Genomic DNA, 19,801 nt, shown 5'->3' with positions numbered 1-19,801 from the left:
GCCCGAGTCGCCGTATGTGCTGTCACGGTCGGCGTAGTCGCCGAGACCCCTCGATCCGCGTCAGGGATCCCTACCTTGCCGTTGCCGCGTCGATGGCGCATGCCACACTGGTGGCGATGACTGACTTGAGCATGTCCAGGGTGACGAAGGGGGCCACACCGGCGGCAAAGGCAGCGGTGGGGGAGAGGTGAGCGACGAGTGCGAGCTGGCCCCAACCAAGCAGGTAGATGATGACCATCATGGCACCAAGCGCGAGGAACGTCGCGATGGGGCGGGGCATCCTGTGTCTGATGAGCAACTTGCGGACGAGCGACCCCACCGCGACACCCGGGACGAAGCCCACAATGAAGCCCCCCGTGGGGCCCACAAGGCGCAGCAGCCCACCCATGGCGCCAGAGAACACGGGTGCGCCCAGGGCGCCGATGGCGATGTAGACGAGTACGCTTGCGACCGCCTCGCCGGGATCAAACGTTGCCGCAATGATGCCCAGGGCCAGAACCTGTAGGGTGAAGGGCACCGGTTGGAGGGGAATCTCAACAGAGGCCGAGAGGCAGAGCAACAGCGCCGCGGCCGTCACGCACAGGACGGTCTTGATGATGGGGCGCGCCCCACGGAGGCTGATGTCTGAGAACAGGTTGCTTTCGTGTGTATTCATGCATGACTCCCTTGTCTTGTTACCTTGTATCATAAGGTGAGCACGTACACGTGATGCACTCATCTTACATGACACGTTGTCTGTTGACAAGACACCACATATGCCTGTTCCCTCGTACACCTAAGCGCTAGAAGGATGGATGCTTGCTGTAAGGGGGGCCGTGGGGTGCCAGGCATGCACCCCTGGCACCCCGAGCGCCTCGCTACTTGGGATGCGCATCACGCAATGCCGGTTACCTTGTAGCCGGCATCCTCGACGGCGTTCTCGAGCCTCTTGTTGGAGACGAGCGCGCCGGCCTCGAGCGTGGCCTTGTGGTCCTCGAGCGAGACGTGGACGTTCTTGACGCCCCTCACGCCCTCGAGCGCCTGCGTCACGTGCTGCACGCAGTGGTCGCACATCATGCCTTCGATGTCCAGGGTCTTCGTGGTCATAGTCTCGTTCCCTTCCTTTCCCTCCACAGAGGTAGCGATGGCGGTTGGTGGCGTGGCGGCGGGTGCTCCACCGGTCGACGGCCTCCAGGCGAAGAGCCGGAGGGCGTTGGACACGACGAACACGGACGAGAAGCCCATGGCCGCCGCGCCGATCATCGGGTTGAGCGTGATGCCCAGGGGTGTGAGGGCGCCCATGGCCACCGGGATGCAGATGGCGTTGTAGAACAGGGCCCAGAACAGGTTCTGGCGGATGTCGCGCATGGTGGCGCGCGAGAGCTCGATGGCGGTCGCGACATCGCCGGGGTCGGAGCGCATGAGCACGACGTCGGCCGACTCGATGGCCACGTCGGTGCCGGCGCCGATGGCGATGCCCACGTCCGCACGGGCGAGGGCCGGGGCGTCGTTGATGCCGTCGCCGACCATCGCGACCCTGTGCCCCTGGCGCTGGAGGTCGTGGACCTTGCGCTCCTTCTGGTCGGGGAGCACTCCGGCGACGACCTCGTCGACACCCACCTGGCTGGCGATGGCGTGCGCGGTCCGCTCCTGGTCGCCCGTGAGCATGACCGTGCGGATGCCCATCGCGCGCAGGCGTGCGATGGCATCTGCCGAGGTGGGCTTCACGACGTCGGCGACGCCCACCACACCGAGTGCGCGCCCGTCCGAGGCGAAGGAGAGCGGTGTCTTGGCCTGGGCCGCCAGGGCATCGGCGTCCGCCGAAAGGTCCGTGAGGTCGATGCCCCGCTGACCCATCAGGCGGGCGTTGCCGGCCACGACCGCATGGCCGTCCACCGTTGCCACGAGGCCACCACCTGCGACCTGCGTGAAGTCGGTAACTTCGGCGGTCGCGTCCACGCCGGGCGCCTCCTCGTCCGCATAGGCGCAGACGGCTTCGGCGAGTGGGTGCTCGCTCTTGCGCTCCAGGGCGGCCGCCACGCGGAGCAGGTCGCGCTTGGTGATGCCGGGTGCCAGCCGCAGATCGGTGACCTCGGGCGTGCCCGCGGTGATGGTGCCGGTCTTGTCGAGCACGACGGTGTCGAGCGAACCCGCCGTCTCGAGCGCCTCGGCGCTCTTGACGAGGATGCCAGCCTTGGCACCGCGCTCGGTGCCCACCATGACGGCGGTGGGCGTGGCGAGGCCCAGGGCACAGGGGCAGGAGATCACGAGGACGGAGACCGCGTGGTTGATCGCCGTGGCGAGGTCGCCCGGCACGAGGAGGGCGACCCACGCCACGAAGGTGACGGCCGCGATGCCGAGCACGACCGGCACGAAGACGCCGGCGATCCGGTCGGCCTGACGCTCGATGGGGGCCTTGGAGCTGGTGGCCTCATCGACGAGGCGGATGATGCGGGCGAGCGTCGTGTCGGCCCCGACGGCGGAGGCCTCCATCGCGAACCAGCCGCGCCGGGAGACGGTGGCGCCGGTGACCGTGTCGCCTGCGGCCTTCTCCACGGGCAGCGGCTCGCCGGTGATGGCGGACTCGTCCACCGAGGCCGACCCCTCCACGACGACGCCGTCCACCGGCACCGACTCACCGGCGCGCACGACGACCCTGTCGCCGACGGAGACCTCGCCGGTGGGGATCTTGACCTCCTCCCCGCCGCGCACGACCGTCGCCTCCTTGGGGGCGAGGTCGATGAGGGCCGAGATGGAGCTCGTGGTCTTGCCCTTGGCGCGGGCCTCGAAGTACTTGCCGAGCGTGATGAGCACGAGGATGGTGCCCGCCGAGTCGAAGAACAGTGCGTGCATCATCGCGTCGTGCGCGGCCCCCACGTCCATGTGGCCGAGCGCAAAGGCCATCTGGTAGACGCCGACGAGGCTGTAGCCGAAGGATGCCGCCGAGCCGATGGCGATGAGCGAGTCCATGTTGGGCGAGCCGTGGAGGAGCGTCTTGAAGCCCATGGTGAAGTAGCTGCGGTTGACGAACATGACGCACACTGCCAGCAGCAGCTGCGTCACGGCGGCGGCCATCATGTTGCCCATGCCGTCGAGCCCCGGCACCTCGGGCCAACCGAGCATCGGACCCATGGCCAGGTAGAAGAGGGGCACGCCGAAGACGAGCGAGCCTACGAGTTGGTTGCGCCTGGCGCGCACGGCCTTCTGGGCGTTGACCTTGGGGTCGACGAAGGCGGGGGCCTTCTGGCGCGTGGTGACCCTGCCTGTGCTGCGCGGCACGGCCCCGTAGCCAGCCCTGTCGATGGCGGCGACCACGGCGTCGATGGTCTTGGGGTCGCCATCGTAGCTGAGCTCCATCGAGTTCTTGAGCAGGTTGACGCTGGCCTCGCTCACGCCCTTGACGGCCGCGGCGGACCTCTGCACGCGCGCCTCGCAGGCCGCGCAGGTCATCCCCCTGATGTCGAACGTCTCCCGCCGTTGTGTCTGAGCCATGTTGTATTGCCTCCTACGCACCAAACTTTTTCATGAGGTCCATGACTTCGTCGATGATCTCGGTGTTGCCAACCGATACCTGCTCGACCACACAGGTCTCCAGGTGATCCTTGAGGATCATGCGCGACACCGCCTTGACGGCGCTCTCAGCCGCTGCGAGCTGCGTGAGGACGTCTCCACAGTAGCGGTCCTCCTTCACCATGGACTTGACGCCCTCAAGCTGGCCGATGGCGCGGTTGAGGCGTCCGGTCACGCTCCTCTTGAGCTCGTCCGAACGCGGTGTGTGCTTCTTGCCATGACAGCTGTCGACCATTGGACCCCCTTGTTCCGTACGATGCGTACTATACCCCATGGGGGTACATTAAAACGGATCCGACCGAATCCGATCTCAGGATGTGGGACAGAAGTGCACACGCAATGATTGCCCGGAAAAAGCACCTGGGCAAACGTGTCCGTTGCGTCACAATGAAGGCGTTGCGTGTGCAGTTTGACGTGAGGGGGTCATCTATGGTCACGACGGTGGTGTTGGTGCGACATGGCGATGCGGAACCCCGTAATGCGCATGGGGACAAGGAGCGCCAGCTCACGGCTGTGGGCCTGCGGGCGCTGGAGCGAGCATACCCCCAGGCGCTTGCCTCCCTGCACGGAGTAAAGGGGCTTGCGCTGTGGGCCAGCCCTGCCGTTCGCGCGCTGCAGACGGCCAAGGTCGTCGCCCACGCCCTAGGCATTGACCCCGAGGACATAGACCCCCACGATTCCCTCTACGAGCAGGACGAGGAACGGTTTCTGGCCGAGCTTGGCGCCGCGCATGAGCCGACCGTCGTCGCCGTGGGGCACGTTCCGTTCATGGAGCGGTTGGCTTGCACGCTGACGGGGGAGTCCGTGGCCTTTCACAAGGGGGCGATTCGCGCCATCCGCCTGGGCGAGCGGCCCGGCGAGGGCGAGCTGCTCTGGGGTGCCGAGGCGTAGGGCGGCGCAAGCGGCGCGGCAGGCATCAGCGCCTGCGCGATGTGGTGCCCGTGGTCTTGCCCGAACCGCCGGTGGAGCGCGAGCTACCGGTTGAGCGCGAGGATCCCGTGCCGCTTGACCTGCCCGTGGGCTTCGAGCCGCTGCTGCCACTCCCCGTGGGGGCAGAGCCCTCGTCCGGCACGGTGGAGCCCTCCTGGTAGCCGTTCGCCACGGTGGAGGGGTCGCCGCCGGCGTCCACCACGCTCATGAGCTGCTTGGTGGCATCGGCGTCCACGATGACGTAGCTCACGCCGCCCTCCATCTTGGCTGCGGAGGGCAGCGATGCGCTGTACATCGTTGGTGCCTGCAGGCTCATGCGCAGCAGCAGGGGGATGAGGTCGTAGCAGTGATAGGTGGTGTCCATCACCTCGCCCATGGAATCGGCGGCGGCGGGCAGCAGCGTGGGGTTGGTGCGCAGCCTCTCCACGATGGCCTTCATCACGAGCGCCTGATCGGCCTGGCGCTGGTAGTCGCCCAGCGCAAATCCATGGCGCACGCGTGAGAAGCGCATGGCCGTGTCGCCGTCCATGTGCTGCTCGCCGGCGGGCAGCACGAGTTGGGCATACTCCGGGTCGTTGACGGCGACGGGGACGTTGACGTCAATGCCTCCGATGGCATCGATGAGCTTGGCAAGGCCGTTGAAGTCGATGACGGCCACCTGGCTCGCGCGAATGCCGGTAAGCTTCTCCACGGCATCGACCGTACCCGAGGCGCCCCCGATGGCAAAGGCGGCATTGACCTTCTGCGTCCCGTGGCCGTCGATCTCCACCTTGGAGTCGCGGGGGATGGAGACGAGCGTGACCTTGTTGCCCAGGGGGTCGATGCGCGCCAGCATCATGGTGTCCGTGCGCGCGGGCTCGCCGTTCTCGCGATCGTCCGAGCCCAGCAGCAGCGCGTAGTAGGGCGCAAGCGGCGTGCTCGTCGTGAGCTTGCCCGAGAGCGCCCGGCCGTCCGCATCGCTGAAGGCGATCCTCTGGTCTATGGGTGCGAACACGATGGCATAGATGACGAGGAGCGCCGCGACGACGGCCGCCAGTGCGATGAGGATGGTGCGCCCGACGTGGCGGCGCCTGCGTGGGGCGTCGGCCTGTCCCGCGCGCCTGCGGCCCCAGGCGCGCCTGCGCGAGAAGCCGTCCTCTGGACGCTGCCGGCCGCGTTGGTAGCGCTCGAGCACCTCGTCGCGCCCCTGCTCCAGGCGCTCCCGCATGCCACGCTCGACGCGCTGGGCGACGTCTGCGCCTGTCCGGGGGCGCGCGGTGCGCCGACGGTTCATCTCGGCGTACCGGCGAGGGTCGTCATAGTCCTCCGCAGGCCGTGCGGGTGCGTCCTGCAGTCGGCGCTTGGTGACGGGTACATCACGCGAGGTGGGCCGTGCGTTCCTGACCGTGCTCGAACCCGCGCGGCGGCTGAACTTGCTGCCCGATTGCAGGGTGCCGTGCCTATGCGTCTGCCGGTCGTCGAGCTCGCCCATGCCCTCTCCCCATCGGGTCTTCCAGTGGCATCTAGGCTACCATCCCCTCGTTGGCCCCCCGCAAAAAGCAGGGGCTCCCCATAAGTTCGGTGAGTTGGGGTGGGAGGTGGTGCAAGGTGTGCCTCAGTACGATACGGAGCAGGGGATGCCCAGCGCATGCACCCGCGCCCCGATGGCATCGAGCGCCTCGGGCGAGGCCTTGTGCAGGCCCGGCTCGGGCGTGTCGCGCGCGATGGTATAGACCGTGACGCCCGAGGGGCGAATGCGCTCGAGGGCATGGAGCCACGGACCTACGTAGTGCTCGCCGGTGTCATCCATGTCATGTCCCCACACCGTGCCCGTGAGGAAGATGGTCTGTATGATCACATGACCCCCGTAGGAGGCGAAGGTCTCCACCTGACGTTTGACGTCGTAGTCGCCAGCGGGCCGGTCGAGCAGCCGTATGTAGTCGGCGTCCACGGTGTCCAGCTTGAGGATGTTGTCCTCAACGCCCATGAGTGCCTCGCGGACGCGGGGACGGTCGGCGTAGGCGCCGTTGGAGAGCACGGCAACCCTAGCCGAGGGGCAGTACCGGTCGCGTAGTTGGCGTGCCGTGGCGATGGCCTCGGGAAAGATGGGGCTTGTCGTGGGCTCACCGTTGCCGGCGAAGGTGATGACGTCGGGTGTCTCGCCGCCTTCCCCCATCTGCGAGAGCGCCCCCTCGAGGGCCTGCGTGAGCTCGGGGAGCGTCACATAGGGATCCTTCGTGCGGTGCTCCTCGTTGAGGCCGTTCTCGCAGTAGATGCAGTCGAACGAGCAGATCTTGCCCATGGCGGGCATGAGGTTGACACCCAGCGAGACGCCGAGGCGGCGGCTGTGCACGGGCCCAAAGACGGGGCTGGGGTTGAGGTAGGTGGACATGGGGCTCCTTTCCATGGCGCCTAGCGTAGCGCAAGTGTCGGGGAGGATTGCCACATTCGTCGTAATTGCGACGGAATGTGAGGCGGTAGTGGTACATACTAATGACAATCAACCGAAGGGCGATGACACATATGGCAGAGAAGGACCCATTCCAGCAGGTCTTCGATGAGATTAGGGCCGATCCCCAGAACGCGGAGTTCACGAGGCGCGGCATCGACCCGCTCTACTCGGTGGGGCCGGAGGCGACCATCGCCGTCATCGGGCAGGCGCCAGGTCGCGTCGCGCAGGACACGGGCATCGTGTGGAACGACAAGTCCGGCGACCGCCTGCGCGACTGGATGGGCGTCAGTCGCGAGGAGTTCTACGAGTCGGGCAAGCTCGCCATCGTGCCCATGGACTTCTACTTTCCGGGCAGGGGAAAGTCGGGCGACCTGCCGCCACGCAAGGGCTTTGCCGAGAAGTGGCACCCGCGCCTGTGGGAGCTCACGCCCAAGATCGAGCTCACGGTGCTGGTGGGCAACTATGCCAACAGGCACTATCTGGGACTCAGGAGCAAGGACACACTCACGAACGTCGTGCGCAACTTCAGGGACTACCTACCCACGTACGTTCCGCTGGTGCATCCCTCTCCGCGCAACCAGATGTGGATGGCACGCAACCCCTGGTTCGAGGAGGATGTCCTGCCCGAGCTGCGCCGGCGCGTGCGTGCGCTCATGTAGACGGGTGGGTCGGCCAGGCCGTGTGGATTGGTCTACCCCACCACAAGGCAGCCCATGTTGAGACGATGCGTGTGCTCGCCGATGACGCTCTGGGTGCCACAGCGCGTGAACACGCCGCCGAACCTCCCGTTGAAGAGGTAGAGCCCCTCCATGTTGCTCATGGGCTCCGCCGCAAGTGGATCCTCGCCGGGCCCCAGCACGCCGCCCCGCATGACGGGCGTGCGGTACTGGGGCGCGTAGGCCTGCGCCACGCCGTTGGCCCGTGCCGTCCGAGCGAGCGCGCTCTCCCACTCCGCCTGCGTGCAGTCCCGGCCCGCTGTCACGCCCACGGCGTTGTAGCCGCCTGCGGGCTTCACGATCCAGCGGTCCCTCTCCGCGAAGGGTGCGAGGTCGCTCTCGGGAGCGAGCTGCTGGGTGTAGGGCACATGGCGTCTCACGAAGTCCAGCTCCTCGGGCGAGAGGACCTCCTCCATCAGGGGGTCGTACAGGGCGACGAACACGGTCTTGGCCGCGCAGGGCCAGGTGCGGTAGCCACCAGCCACGCAGGCCAGCCCCTCGGCGGCGGCGCGCGTGAGCGCGTCCACGCCAGGACAGGGCCTCTCGGCGACCTCGGAGGTCACGGCGCGGCGATACACCAGGTCAATGGGGCCATCGTCCATCATGAGTCGTGGCACGCCCGTGGTCTCGCCCACACGGAGGGTGCGGATGTCCACGTACTGCGCATACAGCCCCCGCTCCGAGAGCAGCATGAGGATGTCCTCCAGCTCGTCAAGGGAGGCGCTCTCGGTGTAGTCCACGATGGCCACGGCAGGTCGCTCGGATGCGGTGGGATGGCCCTCCCGCCAGCTGGCATAGGTGTCGAGCAGGGCGTCCACGGCGCCGTTCAGGATGTCGAACGTCCGTATGTCGGGATGACGCGCGGCGAAGCGACGATAGGTCTCGCTCTGCTGGATGGCCCGTGTGACCTCAACGGTATTGGTCATGCCGGCCGATCCGTCGGTGTTGAGCTCGCAGAACTGGTAGTCGCCCGTCTCCTCGTCGAAGAACACGTCCACGCGCGCGAGTGGGATCTGTCGCTCGTAGCCGCCTGGCACGAGTGCCAGGCGCTCGAGGGCTGGTGGGAGGTTGAAGAGCCTGCGTACGCGCTCGTCGGCACAGAAGGTGCACGTGACCTTCTCCATGATGCGCCCCATGGTCTCGGCAGCGTCTGCCAGCGTGGCAATCTGGTCGCGGTCGAAGATCTTGGGCGTGAAGGCCCAGTCACAGGGTGCACCATGGTAGAGGGCGTTGGTGCGGGCGAGATAGGCGTCGCCCCGGGCGCGGCTTGCCACGTCACCACCAAGCGAGCGCGCAAGCTCCAGGAACTCGTCCTCGAGCGCCCTGCCGAAACCCTCAGTCCTGCCGGTCATCATGGCCATCGTCCCCCTCGTCTGGCACATCGCCACAGCCATCCCGCCGCATCTGATAGTAGTGCGTCCACGACCGCCCGTGGGGCCTCGTGCGGTCCCCGGCGTGTCGCTGCTCGAGGATGGCAGGCGTCTCGTCGGCGATGTCCTCGGGCCGCGTGGGCCTGGCGTCGCGCAGAGAGGGGGCCATGAGCAGCATCGATCTCTCGCCATCCGGATCGCTGCCCAGTACGTGGCCGAGCTCCTCGGGAAGTCCCGTGTCGCACCTCACGGACGAGCTGTCTGGGTGCGCCTCTCGTGGGCCCATCGTCGCATCTCCTCTCCGCCCACCGATCGCGGCCGACCGCTAGGATTGTGCCCAAAGGGACAGGGGGTATGCCATGGGCATTGCGATCATAACGGGAGCATCGAGCGGGCTGGGCAGGGAGTATGCGCGCATCGCCGCCGGAAGCGGGCGCTACGAGGAGCTCTGGCTCATCGCCCGGCGCGAGGATCGCCTGCGCGAGCTCGCCGCCGAACTGGGCGTCCCCACGCGGGTGGTGGCACTCGACCTGCTTGCGCCTGATGCCATGGACAGGATGGAGGCCCTGCTCGCGCAGGCCACCCGGGAGCGGGCGGGGCTCTCTGTGGGGCTGCTCGTGAACGCGGCGGGCTTTGGCAAGTTCGGTACCTGCGACGACCTCAGCCGTGTCGAGGTGGACGGCATGGTGCGGCTCAACTGTGGTGTGCTCGTGGACATGACGCAGCTGTGCCTGCCGCTCATGCGGCGGGGGAGCCGCATCCTGCAGGTTGCCTCGACGGCATCGTTCGCGCCGCTCCCGGGGCTGGGCGTGTATGCGGCCAGCAAGGTGTTCGTGCGCAGCTACACGCGGTCGCTCCGCTTCGAGCTGCGCGGGCGGGGCATCTTCGTGACGGCGGTCTGTCCCATATGGATACGCACGGAGTTCATGGACGTGGCACGGCGGACGGCGAACGGCACCACGGTACGGCATCCCATGCCGACCCTCTCGCCGCGCAGGGTCGCCTGGTGGTCGATGCTGGTCAACCGCTGCAACTATCCCATCGCCACCTGCTGCGTGACGGGCGCCATCCTACGCATCCTGGCCAAGGTGATACCTGACCCCATCCTCATGTGGGGCTGGGAGGGCCTGCGCAGGCTGTAGGCAGGGGCGGGCCGTGCTGTGACGTTGCTGGCGGGGCGCTGTTGGCGGTGCGCTGCCGACGTGGTGCTGCCGACGTGGTGCTGCCGGTAGCTGCCGCTCACGCGTCACTGCTGATAGCCGCCGCTGATATGCCGCTGCCCTCGTCATGTGGGTGTCTTTCTTCACCTCTGTGGGTGCCAATCGATTCATGTAGGTGCTTTTCTCCCGGAACAGACCGATAAAACCCCAGTTCGGCGGAGGTGGAAATATGCGATAAGCACCCACACGCAGAGAATGGCACCCACAGGGCATGCGACAAGCACCCACACGACGGGGACACGACGGGGACATGACAGGGCATGGGGCATGACCGGGTGTGGCGAGAAGGGAGCCCGCCTGTTACTCTGCGACCACCTCGTCGATGGACATCCGTGAGGTCGCCGAGGCGTTTGACAGGTTGTGAGGACGGTTGCCGGGCGGGAACTTGTCCCTATAGAACGACTCGGGAATCTCCACGGGATAGGCGCCCGTAAAGCAGGCCGTGCAGTAGCCGTTGACGGGCACCACGTCGAGCAGGCCCTTCGTGGAGAGGAAGCCCAGCGAGTCCGCGCCGATGTAGCCGCGAATCTCCTCGAGGGACATGTTGGCCGCGATGAGCTGATCCTGGTCGGCCGTGTCGATGCCATAGAAGCAGGGCCACATGACCATGGGGGAGGCGCTGCGCACGTGCACCTCGGTGGCACCGGCGTTGCGCAGCATGCGCACGATCTGCTTGGAGGTGGTGCCGCGTACGATGGAGTCGTCCACCATCACCAGGCGCTTGCCGGCCACGGCGTCGGGCAGGGCGTTGAGCTTGAGGCGCACGCCCAGCTGGCGCAGCTCCTGGGTGGGTTGGATGAAGGTGCGCGCCACGTAGCGGTTCTTGATGAGACCCGTCCCGTAGGGAAGGCCCAGTTCGGCGGCAAAGCCCTCCGCTGCGGGCGTACCGGAGTCGGGGACGCTGATCACGAGATCCGCGTCTACGGGGGTCTCGCGCGCCAGGCGGCGGCCCATGTCGTGGCGCATCTTGTAGAACGACGAGCCATCTTGGACGGAGTCGGGACGCGAGAAGTACACATGCTCGAAGATGCAGTGGGCTGGCGGCAGCGGCTCGAGACCCGCCTCGGACCTCAGGCCATCCTCGGAGATGCGGACGATCTCCCCTGGGATCACCTCGCGCACGAACGTGGCGCCCACGATGTCGAGGGCGCAGGTCTCGCTGGCGACGGCCCAGCCGTCGCCGTCCAGCCGACCCAGCACGAGCGGACGGATGCCGTGCGGGTCGCGGAAGGCGTAGAGCGCGTTCTCGCGCACGAGCACGATGGCATAGCCGCCCTCGAGCAGGTGCATGGTGTGTGCGATGCCGGAGCGCAGGCGTCCGGCGCGCACGGTGAAGTAGCCGATGAGCTTGGCCGCCACCTCGGAGTCGGTGTTGGAGCGGAAGGGGATGCCCATCTCGATGAGCTCGCGGCGCAGGGCGTCGAAGTTGACGAGCGTGCCATTGTGCGCCAGCGCGATGATCACGTCGTCGATGGTGGAGAGGTGCGGCTGCGAGGACTCCCAGCCCTTGGCGCCAGCCGTGCCATAGCGCACGTGCCCGATGGCGACCCTGCCTGGCATGGCCGAGAGGTCGGCATCCGAGAACACCTGCGTCACCAGGCCAAGGTCTTTGCGTACGAGCACGGTGTCGCCGTTGCCCACGGCGATGCCGGCGGACTCCTGGCCGCGGTGCTGCAGCGCACGCAGTGCGAAGTACGTCATGCGGGCGACGTCGCGCCCGGGGGCCCAGACGCCAAAGACGCCGCACTCGTCGTGCGGGGTGTCGCCATCGCTGGCTGCTGCGTTGGTGGGGCAGGTGGAAAGGTCGCTCACGCGTGCCGCCCTTCTCGTCGTATGTGGATCTCCCTGACTCTATATATAGCGCACGCGAGCCGAGATTGTCTCAGGCGTGGTGCGTTTGGCTACTTCCCACAATCGTGAGTGGGCGAGTATGAAACGAACTGGCTTCTTGTCTCTGACGTGCACTGTTCTGCTTGGCATTGCGCTGACGTTGGGCTTGGCGTCCCGCGCTGCTCAGGCAGAAGTTCCCTTGGCAGAGTTCTATACGAACGCAAGCAGGGAACTCAATCATTGGATTCAGCTTGACCTTGAGGGTGGCTCCCATCTCAAGGGCGTGGCGTCTCGGATCTTCGATGCCTCATGCACCTACATGGGCAAGGCCATCCTGCAGATCGTGAGCGGATGGCTCGTGGCACATCCCGTTAGTGGCGGGTACGATACCACTTACGCCAGGGGGGCACGTTTCCCACCCCCTCTGCTCAACAATCAGTGTGTGCCACGCATACGTGGTGGGGAAGGGGACCGTGATGAGCAACCTGTCGTTTCATACGAACGTGACCCGCCGGGGGCTCGTGGGTGCCTCTGCACTGGCGAGCCTGCTGCTTGCCGGCTGCTCCGGCAGCTCGGGGCCATCGGATGGGACGGGGACGGACACCAGCACGAAGGGCACGCCCGATGCGCCGACGGCGCAGACGACGTATGGTACCGTGACCGGCATCACGGATGGCGGCGTCAACATCTGGTACGGCGTGCCCTACGGCAAGTCCCCGGAGGGCGAGCTGCGCTGGCAGCCACCTGAAGCGCCCGACTCCTGGAGCGATGCGCGCGCCTGCACCCAGCCCGCCGCGGCGGCTCTGCAGTTTGCGAACAACCAGGTCACGGGTGTGGAGGACTGTCTCAACCTGGATGTCTACGCCCCACAGGACGCGAGCGGCCTGCCCGTGATGGTCTACATCCACGGCGGCAACAACCAGACGGGCACTGCGCAGGAGATTCCCGGCAAGGATCTGGCCATCAACGACGGCATCGTGTATGTGTCGCTGAGCTACCGTCTGGGGCTCCTCGGCTTCAACTGCCTGCCCGCGCTGGGGGTGGAGACGGGCAACTTCGCCCTGCTCGATATCGCCCGCGCGCTCGACTGGATTCGCTCCAACGTCTACGCCTTTGGTGGCGATCCCAACAACGTCACCGTCACGGGCTTCTCCGCGGGCGGGCGCGACGTCATGTGCATGCTCATGAGCCCCACGTTCCAGGGGAGGTTCGACAAGGCCATCGCCTTCTCGGGCGGTATGACCACGGCCGAGGTGGAGCCCGCGCAGAAGAAGATCGCCGCGGCGCTGGTGCCGCTGGCCCTGGAGGACGGCAAGGCGACAAGCGACCGGGAGGCCTACGCCTGGCTCCTCTCAGATGGCTCCGACGTGCGGGACTGGCTCTACAACCTCTGGGGCGATCGGCTTGCCCCGCTCATGGGCGATGCCTCTATCCGCATGAGCGTGTTCCCGCACCTGTTCGAGGATGGCGTCATGATCCCCAAGGGCGGCTTCGAGAATGCCTCGTACCACGCCGTGCCCCTCATGATGCTCACAGGCGCCACCGAGTTCAGCCTGTTCAGCCTTGGCGACCCCTTCTGGACGGGCGACCTGATGAGCGATGCCCCTGGAGACGTGCTTGCCGCGGCGCAGGACTTTGCCGTGAGGTATGGCTCGGATATGTACCGCATCTTCAACGCCGAGTGCAGCGCCGAGCAGATGGCGGACACCTATGGTAGCGACATCTACGTGTGCCAGGTTGACTTTGGCAGTGCGGGCTCGGCCGTCCACATCGACCCCTACGGTGCCTTCCATGGCATCTTCGTGCCCATGCTCTCGAGCACCAACAACTACACCTCCATGGTGCCCGACACCTTTGATCAGGACGGCTACCAGGCCATGGCCAAGGCGTTCAACGACTACCTCAAGAACTTCCTCATGGCAGGCAACCCCAATGATGGCAGCCTTGCCACCTGGGACGCCTGGAGCAACGACGAGGGCAAGAGCATGGTCCTTGACGCCACCGAGACCGATGCCGTGGTGGGGCTGAGGGACGTGCGCAGCTCCTATGACCAGATCATCGCCGCCATGGATGCGGACGAGACCATTGACGCGGACACCAAGCTGCTGGTGGAGCAGAACGACATGGCGGGTCGCTGGTTCTCGTCCGCGCTGGACGAGCACACGGGCGCACAGGACCTTTGGCAGGTGCCCTACGAGGAGTGAGGCATGGGCGCCCCAGCGCCTCCCGCACCCCTGCCGGGGAATGTGGTTGACCGCACTGGTCGAGCGTAGGATGATGGACCGTCGTGGGTGGTGCCTTGGGGGCGCCGCAGACCGAGGCACAGAGAGGGCCACATGTCCGGCGAAGAGAAGGCCGAGGGGCCCAAGGCCCTCAGCATCAAGAGGAACATGCTGTTCAACACCATAGGGAGCCTCATGTACCAGGGCTGCCTATGGCTCACCACGGTCATCGTGGTCACGCTGAGCAGCGACTACAACAACTCGGGCATCCTCGCCCTTGCGATGACCGTGGGCAACATGCTGGTTCCCATCGCCACGTACACGATCCGCACCTATCAGGTCTCGGACGTGGGGGGAACGTACTCAAAGGCCAACTACGTCACGTTCCGTCTCATCACCATCCTGGTGGGACTTGCGCTTTTGGTGCCCTACACGCTCTTCATTGGCGCCTCGGCAGAGGTGATCGTGGCCATCCTGCTCTACCTGCTCTTCAAGATGGACGAGAGCTTCTGCGACGTGCTCTATGGCATCGACCAGAGCCGTGGTCGCATGGACTTCATCGGCATCTCGCAGTTCGTTCGTGGCGTGCTCGTGATCGTGCTCTTTGGGATGGGGCTCAAGGTGTTCGACAGCCTCTGGGTGGCCATAGCCGGCATGATGGCTGCCGGTCTTGCCACCACCCTGCTCTACGACCTGCCGCATGCGCGGCTCCTGGGCCTGCATGGCCTGGGGATCACGGGCGGGCAGGTGCGGTCGCTCTTCGTGACGTGCCTGCCGGCTGTGCTGTCCTCGCTCCTCGTGAGCATGGTCGTGTCCGTGAGCAGGCAGTACTTCAGCTCCGTCTTTGGCACGGAGCAGCTGGGGTACTACGCCGCCGTCGCCACGCCCACGGTGCTCATCCAGGCGGCCGCGCGCTACCTCTACAGCCCCCTGCTGGTCCCCTTGGCCGACCGTTGGAACGCGTCGTCCGTGGCGGAGTTCAGGCGCTGGTTCTGGGGCATCCTCGTCCGCATGCTCGGAGCCATCCTGGTCATCGTGGTCATCCTCTCGGTGACGGGCGCCCCCCTGCTTCGGCTGGTCTACGGTCCCTCGATCGATGCCTACACCTACCTCTTCCCACCCACGCTGGTCTGCGCCACGCTCATCGCACTCATCTGGTTCTTCTCCGACGTGCTGGTCATCATGCGCGACATGAGTGGCGAGCTCATCGCCAACGCCGCGACGTTTGCCGTGAGCATGGTGCTGATGGTGCCCCTCATCGATGCATTCTACATGAACGGCCTCAACATGGTCATCATCGTATCGATGCTCGTGGGGCTTGCCGTCTGCGCCATCAGGCTCCTGCGACTCTTCAGGAGGCGGGAGGCCGTCCGGCCGTGAAGCCGTTCACGTTGTACCGACACATCGATTGAGAGCAGGCTGAAGACATGGACAAGGCGTCATACCCGGATGGGGTTCTCGAGCGGTTGCAGGATGCCGAGCGCAGCATCCTGGCTGCCATAGATGCCACATGCCGCGAGAACGGCATCACGTACTTCATCGACTCGGGCACCTGCCTGGGGGCCGTGCGCCATGGTGGCTTCATCCCCTGGGACGACGATGCCGACGTGGGCATGCCCATCGAGGACTACCGACGCTTCCTGGAACTGGCACCCAAGGCATTGCCCCAGGGATTCTCGCTTCATACGATGCGTGACACCAAGGGCCTTCCCGTCCTGTGGGCCAAGGTGTTCCTGGATGGCACGCTGTTCTATGACGACCTCTACGAACAGGCTGGATGTCGACAGTCCATCTTCGTTGACGTGTTTCCCTACGTTGCCCTTGACCGGGATCCCGTTCGTGCGGACGAACGGGGCAAAGCGGCCGTGAGGCTCCAACAGAAGGCCTGGCTCCACAGCGTACACACGCCGCGCGTTCCCGCCTCCATGAGGACGCCGGGACTCTTCCGTGCGGGCTTTGCCATCGGACACTACACCATCGGGCGGCTCTACACTCCCCAAAAGCTCATGGACTCCTTTGAGTCCCTGCTGGCGGTCAATGATGCGGGCGACCGATGGGTCGACACGGCCTATCCGCAGTTTGGCGCCTTTGCCACTGACGTGCTCCTTCCCACGCGGGAGATCGCGTTCTGTGGGCTCAGGCTCATGGGGCCGCACGACACGGATTCCTACCTCACGACGCTCTATGGCGACTACCGGCAGTTCCCGCCGATGTCGGAGCGTTACACGCACCTTCCCGTGATGCTCGACTTCGGCGACGGCGTCAACGTGATGGAGCGTTAGGTGCCCTGCTCATCCCTCTGTCGCTGGCGCTGCCGATGGCGTATGAACACGGGGATGAGCGTCGTGATGATGCGCAGCCTGAGCGCGGGGAACGGGTGGGTGAGCACGTTGAAGGCGTTCCACAGCCTGAAGTACGACGTCCAGCCCTCCTCGAGCGGTGCGTCCGAGAAGGGCGTGAGTGCGAGGTAGTGCAGGTAGTCATCCCTGAAGCGATGGGTGTTGCCGCGCCTCCAGGGCCGCTCCTCGCCCAGGTAGTGGATGATGGCGGGATCCCTGCGTGCCGCGTCGAAGGTCTCGCGGTCGACCCATGCGGGAACGAGCTTCGCCAGGAAGCGATAGGGGTAGAGGTCAAAGGTGTTTGCGTAGTTGTAGGCAGGGGAGATCTGCTTGATCTCAGCGGCCAGCGCGATGTTGATGGCATCCTGATCGTTGGCAAACAGATGTGTCCCCTCACGCTCGATGCAGTCGAGCAGCCTGTGCTCCGCATCCGTCGTCCGCCACGCGTCCAGATCCACAAAGAGCACGCCGGCGTTGTAGTAGGGTCTCCCCGCGAGGCCGATCTCACCGAGACGGCGCCGATCAACTGTGGGTTCCGCCACCATGCAGAGGGTGTTCCCCTCGAAGTCCGTGTCCCAGAGGGGCTGGAGCGAGCGACGCACGATCGTGTCGCCATCGAGGTAGAGGATGCGATGGACGTCCGCCGGCAACAGCCGTGCCATCACGAGGCGGGCAAGGACGATGCTCTTCCACCCCTTGGTGTCAAAGTCGACGCCGATGAGGTCCATGAGGTTCGAGATGTCAATGAGGTGCATGCGCCGACCATAGCCGTGGGCGAACTCGTCGAGCATGCGGGCGTGCCCGTCGGAGATGCCCTGTCCGAAGACGTAGACGTCGATGTCCCGGGCATCCCCGTCATTCTCGAAGATGGAGCACATGCCAGCCGCAAGCTGGGGAACGAATGCGTCATCGACCGTGTACAGGATGTTCATGTTCTTCCTCGGGGTACGGGAGCCTACGTCTTCCGCTCTTGGGGTGCTGCCGGAACTCTGGCGGGCCCAAGCGCCGCGTACTATAGTCTATGCCTAGACCCTGCCGGAGCGAGGCGGAAGGCCACCGACGTGACACCAACCCATACCTTTGCCATCTGCGCCTATGGGAAGAGCCCGTACCTGAGGGATTGCATCGAGTCCATCAAGGCGCAGACCTACCGGGAGAGCGAGGTCTACCTTTCCACGGCCACGCCCTCCTCCTGGCTGTCCCATCTGGCAGAGGAGTACGACCTTCCCATCTATGTGAACGAGGGCGCCCATGGCATCGGTGAGGACTGGAACTTTGCCTACTCCAAGGCGACAGGCGCCTTCGTGACCATCGCCCATCAGGATGACGTCTACGAGGCGGAGTACGCCACCACAGCCGTTCGCATGCTGGAGGCGTCACGGCTCCCCCTCATCTTCTTCACCAACTACGGCGAGCTACGCGATGGCGTTCCCGTCGATGACAACCGACTGCTGCGCATCAAGCGCCGTCTGCTCAAGCCCTTCCTCGATCCGCGTGCCTTTGGAAGCGTGAAGGCGCGCCGTCGCATGCTGCGCATGGGCTCGGCCATCTGCTGCCCCTCGGTCACGCTCTGCAGGCGCAACGTCCCCAACCCACCCTTCGTGACGGGCATGCGAAGCAATCTGGACTGGGCCACCTGGGAGCGGCTCTCTAGGCTGCCGGGCGAGTTCATCTATGCGCCCCAGATCCTCATGCGTCATCGCATCCACGGTGGCTCGACCACCTCCAAGCTCATCGCGGACAGGACCCGCGGTGCCGAGGATCTGGAGATGCTGGAGAGGTTCTGGCCCAAGCCGGTGGCGCGCCTCATCTACGTGGTCTACTCGCATGGGATGGACAGCAACGTCGGCGGGTAGGCTATCCTCGCCCGCTCAGTCACCTGTCCACCAAGCGGATCTCGGCATTCGTGGGCAGCGTCTCCCCTCCTGGGGCTTGCCAGACCGGCTTCTTCAGCCCTCCCTCGCAAGCCACCTTGCGAGGTCGTGGACCTCGATGCCCTCGTAGGTGTAGGTCTCGTGCCTCGTGCGGGCGAGGATTACCTTCGGGTAGGCGTCGCGGATGGAGAGGAGGGGCGTGTACTCCCGCTCGAAGGTCGGCTGCGAGCTGATGTCGTCGCTCACTTGTATGTACAGCTTCTCGCTGCCCCGTATGGCCACGAAGTCGACCTCCTGCTTGTAGAGAACGCCCGCGTAGGTCTCGTACCCCCGCCTCAGGAGCTCGATGGCCACCACGTTCTCCAGCATGCGGCCGAAGTCCATGTTGCGGGTCCCGAGCTTGGCGTAACGGAAGGCGTGATCCGCCAGGTAGTACTTGTCTCCGGACGAGAGGTAGCGCTTCCCCCGGATGTATAGCGCTTGACCCGGTAGAAGGCGAATGCCTCCTCGAGGTGGGACATGTACGACGAGATCGTCCGGTCGTTCGTCTTGGTCCCCGCCGACGTGAGGGCATCTGCTACGCTGCGCGCCGAGGTGATGTTGGACACGTTGTCCATCAGGTAGTCGGAGAGCCTCTCGAGCAGCCGTGCGTTCCTGACGCCGTGCTTCTGCCGTATGTCGCGCAGGATGAGGGTGTCGCACACGTCGGAGAGGTAGCCGTATCGGTCTCGTTCGTCCTCGTAGACGTAGCTTCCCGACATGCCCCCCATGCGCAGGTACCGCCCGAGCGCATCATCCACCTGCTCCCCTTCGAAGTAGGAGCGGTACTCCTCGAACGAAAAGGGGAACACGTCCACGTTCACGGTGCGGCCCGTGAAGAGGGTGGCGCGGTCGCTCGAGGGCAGGAAGGCGTTCGAGCCCGTGATGTAGATGTCGTAGCCACCCGAGGCGTGAAGGCTGTTGACGGTCCTCTCGAATCCTGAACACATCTGCACCTCGTCCACGAGGACGAAGTTACGCCCGCCCTCGATGCGATGGGAGGTGACATAGGCGTTCAGGGCATGGTACTCCGTGAGCTCTTCGAACTCGAGCAGGCTGAGGTCCACGTGGATGACATTGGCGCCGTCGACCTCGCGTATGAGGTAGTCCCTGAACGCTTCGAGGAGCTTGGACTTCCCCGCGCGCCGCACACCGGTGATCACCTTGATGTCGGGCGTGCCGATGAGCCTCTTCAGTCTCTCCAGGTACCTGGGTCTCTCGACGAGCTTCATGTGGGCTCCCCTCTATTTCGCGAAAATAAGAATAATTCGGATTTGAGAA

The 19,801-nt window shown here is 65.5% G+C and carries 16 protein-coding genes and 1 pseudogene; 7 read left to right on the top strand and 10 right to left on the bottom strand.

All coding sequences use genetic code 11. The features are described 5' to 3' along the window. Positions 1–70: 70 nt before the first annotated feature. The 3 genes from HMPREF1316_RS02770 to HMPREF1316_RS02760 all read right to left on the bottom strand — a co-directional run bounded on the left by HMPREF1316_RS02770 (position 71) and on the right by HMPREF1316_RS02760 (position 3,784). On the bottom strand, positions 71–655 hold the full coding sequence (locus tag HMPREF1316_RS02770) for a biotin transporter BioY (protein WP_021725446.1): 585 nt from the start codon (positions 653–655) through the stop codon (positions 71–73). Between the two features lie 218 nt (positions 656–873). Next, on the bottom strand, positions 874–3,471 hold the full coding sequence (locus tag HMPREF1316_RS02765; protein ID WP_021725454.1) for a heavy metal translocating P-type ATPase: 2,598 nt from the start codon (positions 3,469–3,471) through the stop codon (positions 874–876). Between the two features lie 13 nt (positions 3,472–3,484). Further along, positions 3,485–3,784: a metal-sensing transcriptional repressor gene (locus HMPREF1316_RS02760; RefSeq protein WP_021725419.1), complete on the bottom strand. Its 300-nt coding sequence runs from the start codon at positions 3,782–3,784 to the stop codon at positions 3,485–3,487. Positions 3,785–3,936: 152 nt separating this feature from the next. On the opposite strand from HMPREF1316_RS02760, the gene HMPREF1316_RS02755 reads away from it, so the two are divergent. Further along, positions 3,937–4,440 (top strand): SixA phosphatase family protein, encoded by a 504-nt coding sequence (locus HMPREF1316_RS02755; RefSeq protein WP_198009556.1) that lies wholly within the window; start codon positions 3,937–3,939, stop codon positions 4,438–4,440. Positions 4,441–4,465: 25 nt separating this feature from the next. Here HMPREF1316_RS02755 and HMPREF1316_RS13040 read toward each other — a convergent pair whose 3' ends face one another. Beyond that, positions 4,466–5,950, bottom strand: coding sequence for an LCP family protein (locus tag HMPREF1316_RS13040; protein ID WP_021725383.1), 1,485 nt, complete (start codon positions 5,948–5,950; stop codon positions 4,466–4,468). Positions 5,951–6,073: 123 nt separating this feature from the next. After that, positions 6,074–6,850, bottom strand: coding sequence for a radical SAM protein (locus HMPREF1316_RS02745; protein ID WP_021725486.1), 777 nt, complete (start codon positions 6,848–6,850; stop codon positions 6,074–6,076). Between the two features lie 131 nt (positions 6,851–6,981). Between HMPREF1316_RS02745 and HMPREF1316_RS02740 the strand changes: the two genes are divergently transcribed. Continuing rightward, positions 6,982–7,569 (top strand): uracil-DNA glycosylase family protein, encoded by a 588-nt coding sequence (locus HMPREF1316_RS02740; protein ID WP_021725451.1) that lies wholly within the window; start codon positions 6,982–6,984, stop codon positions 7,567–7,569. 32 nt (positions 7,570–7,601) lie between these two features. Here the strand turns inward: HMPREF1316_RS02740 and HMPREF1316_RS02735 are convergent, their stop codons facing one another. Together HMPREF1316_RS02735 and HMPREF1316_RS02730 are read right to left on the bottom strand one after the other, a co-directional pair. Beyond that, on the bottom strand, positions 7,602–8,987 hold the full coding sequence (locus HMPREF1316_RS02735) for a Rossmann-fold NAD(P)-binding domain-containing protein (RefSeq protein ID WP_156900975.1): 1,386 nt from the start codon (positions 8,985–8,987) through the stop codon (positions 7,602–7,604). Continuing rightward, positions 8,962–9,282 (bottom strand): hypothetical protein, encoded by a 321-nt coding sequence (locus tag HMPREF1316_RS02730; protein ID WP_021725426.1) that lies wholly within the window; start codon positions 9,280–9,282, stop codon positions 8,962–8,964. Before HMPREF1316_RS02730 ends, HMPREF1316_RS02735 begins: the two co-directional genes overlap by 26 nt. Positions 9,283–9,355: 73 nt before the next feature. Between HMPREF1316_RS02730 and HMPREF1316_RS02725 the strand changes: the two genes are divergently transcribed. Next, on the top strand, positions 9,356–10,138 hold the full coding sequence (locus HMPREF1316_RS02725; protein ID WP_021725492.1) for an SDR family NAD(P)-dependent oxidoreductase: 783 nt from the start codon (positions 9,356–9,358) through the stop codon (positions 10,136–10,138). Positions 10,139–10,516: 378 nt separating this feature from the next. Here the strand turns inward: HMPREF1316_RS02725 and purF are convergent, their stop codons facing one another. Further along, positions 10,517–12,028: an amidophosphoribosyltransferase gene (gene purF / locus HMPREF1316_RS02720; protein ID WP_021725407.1), complete on the bottom strand. Its 1,512-nt coding sequence runs from the start codon at positions 12,026–12,028 to the stop codon at positions 10,517–10,519. Positions 12,029–12,522: 494 nt separating this feature from the next. Between purF and HMPREF1316_RS02715 the strand changes: the two genes are divergently transcribed. The 3 genes from HMPREF1316_RS02715 to HMPREF1316_RS02705 all read left to right on the top strand — a co-directional run bounded on the left by HMPREF1316_RS02715 (position 12,523) and on the right by HMPREF1316_RS02705 (position 16,550). After that, positions 12,523–14,250, top strand: a complete 1,728-nt coding sequence (locus tag HMPREF1316_RS02715) for a carboxylesterase family protein (protein WP_021725396.1) — start codon at positions 12,523–12,525, stop codon at positions 14,248–14,250. A 132-nt stretch (positions 14,251–14,382) separates the two neighbouring features. Then, a complete protein-coding gene (locus tag HMPREF1316_RS02710) occupies positions 14,383–15,648 on the top strand; it encodes a lipopolysaccharide biosynthesis protein (RefSeq protein ID WP_021725412.1) in 1,266 nt (421 codons plus the stop codon). Between the two features lie 47 nt (positions 15,649–15,695). Continuing rightward, positions 15,696–16,550: a LicD family protein gene (locus tag HMPREF1316_RS02705; protein WP_021725452.1), complete on the top strand. Its 855-nt coding sequence runs from the start codon at positions 15,696–15,698 to the stop codon at positions 16,548–16,550. Here HMPREF1316_RS02705 and HMPREF1316_RS02700 read toward each other — a convergent pair. Beyond that, a complete protein-coding gene (locus HMPREF1316_RS02700; RefSeq protein ID WP_021725473.1) occupies positions 16,547–17,539 on the bottom strand; it encodes a glycosyltransferase family 8 protein in 993 nt (330 codons plus the stop codon). The two genes, HMPREF1316_RS02705 and HMPREF1316_RS02700, sit on opposite strands and share 4 nt — an antisense overlap. Positions 17,540–17,668: 129 nt before the next feature. Between HMPREF1316_RS02700 and HMPREF1316_RS02695 the strand changes: the two genes are divergently transcribed. Continuing rightward, positions 17,669–18,463 (top strand): glycosyltransferase family A protein, encoded by a 795-nt coding sequence (locus HMPREF1316_RS02695; protein ID WP_021725461.1) that lies wholly within the window; start codon positions 17,669–17,671, stop codon positions 18,461–18,463. A gap of 93 nt (positions 18,464–18,556) precedes the next feature. On the opposite strand, the pseudogene HMPREF1316_RS14980 reads toward HMPREF1316_RS02695, so the two are convergent. Next, positions 18,557–19,752: pseudogene (locus tag HMPREF1316_RS14980) on the bottom strand (ATP-binding protein). Positions 19,753–19,801: the final 49 nt, after the last annotated feature.

This window comes from Olsenella profusa F0195, from assembly GCF_000468755.1.
Classification (GTDB): Bacteria; Actinomycetota; Coriobacteriia; order Coriobacteriales; family Atopobiaceae; genus Olsenella_F; species Olsenella_F profusa.
The sequence above is the reverse complement of the archived record's forward strand: the minus strand, read 5'-3'. Positions and strand labels throughout refer to the sequence as shown.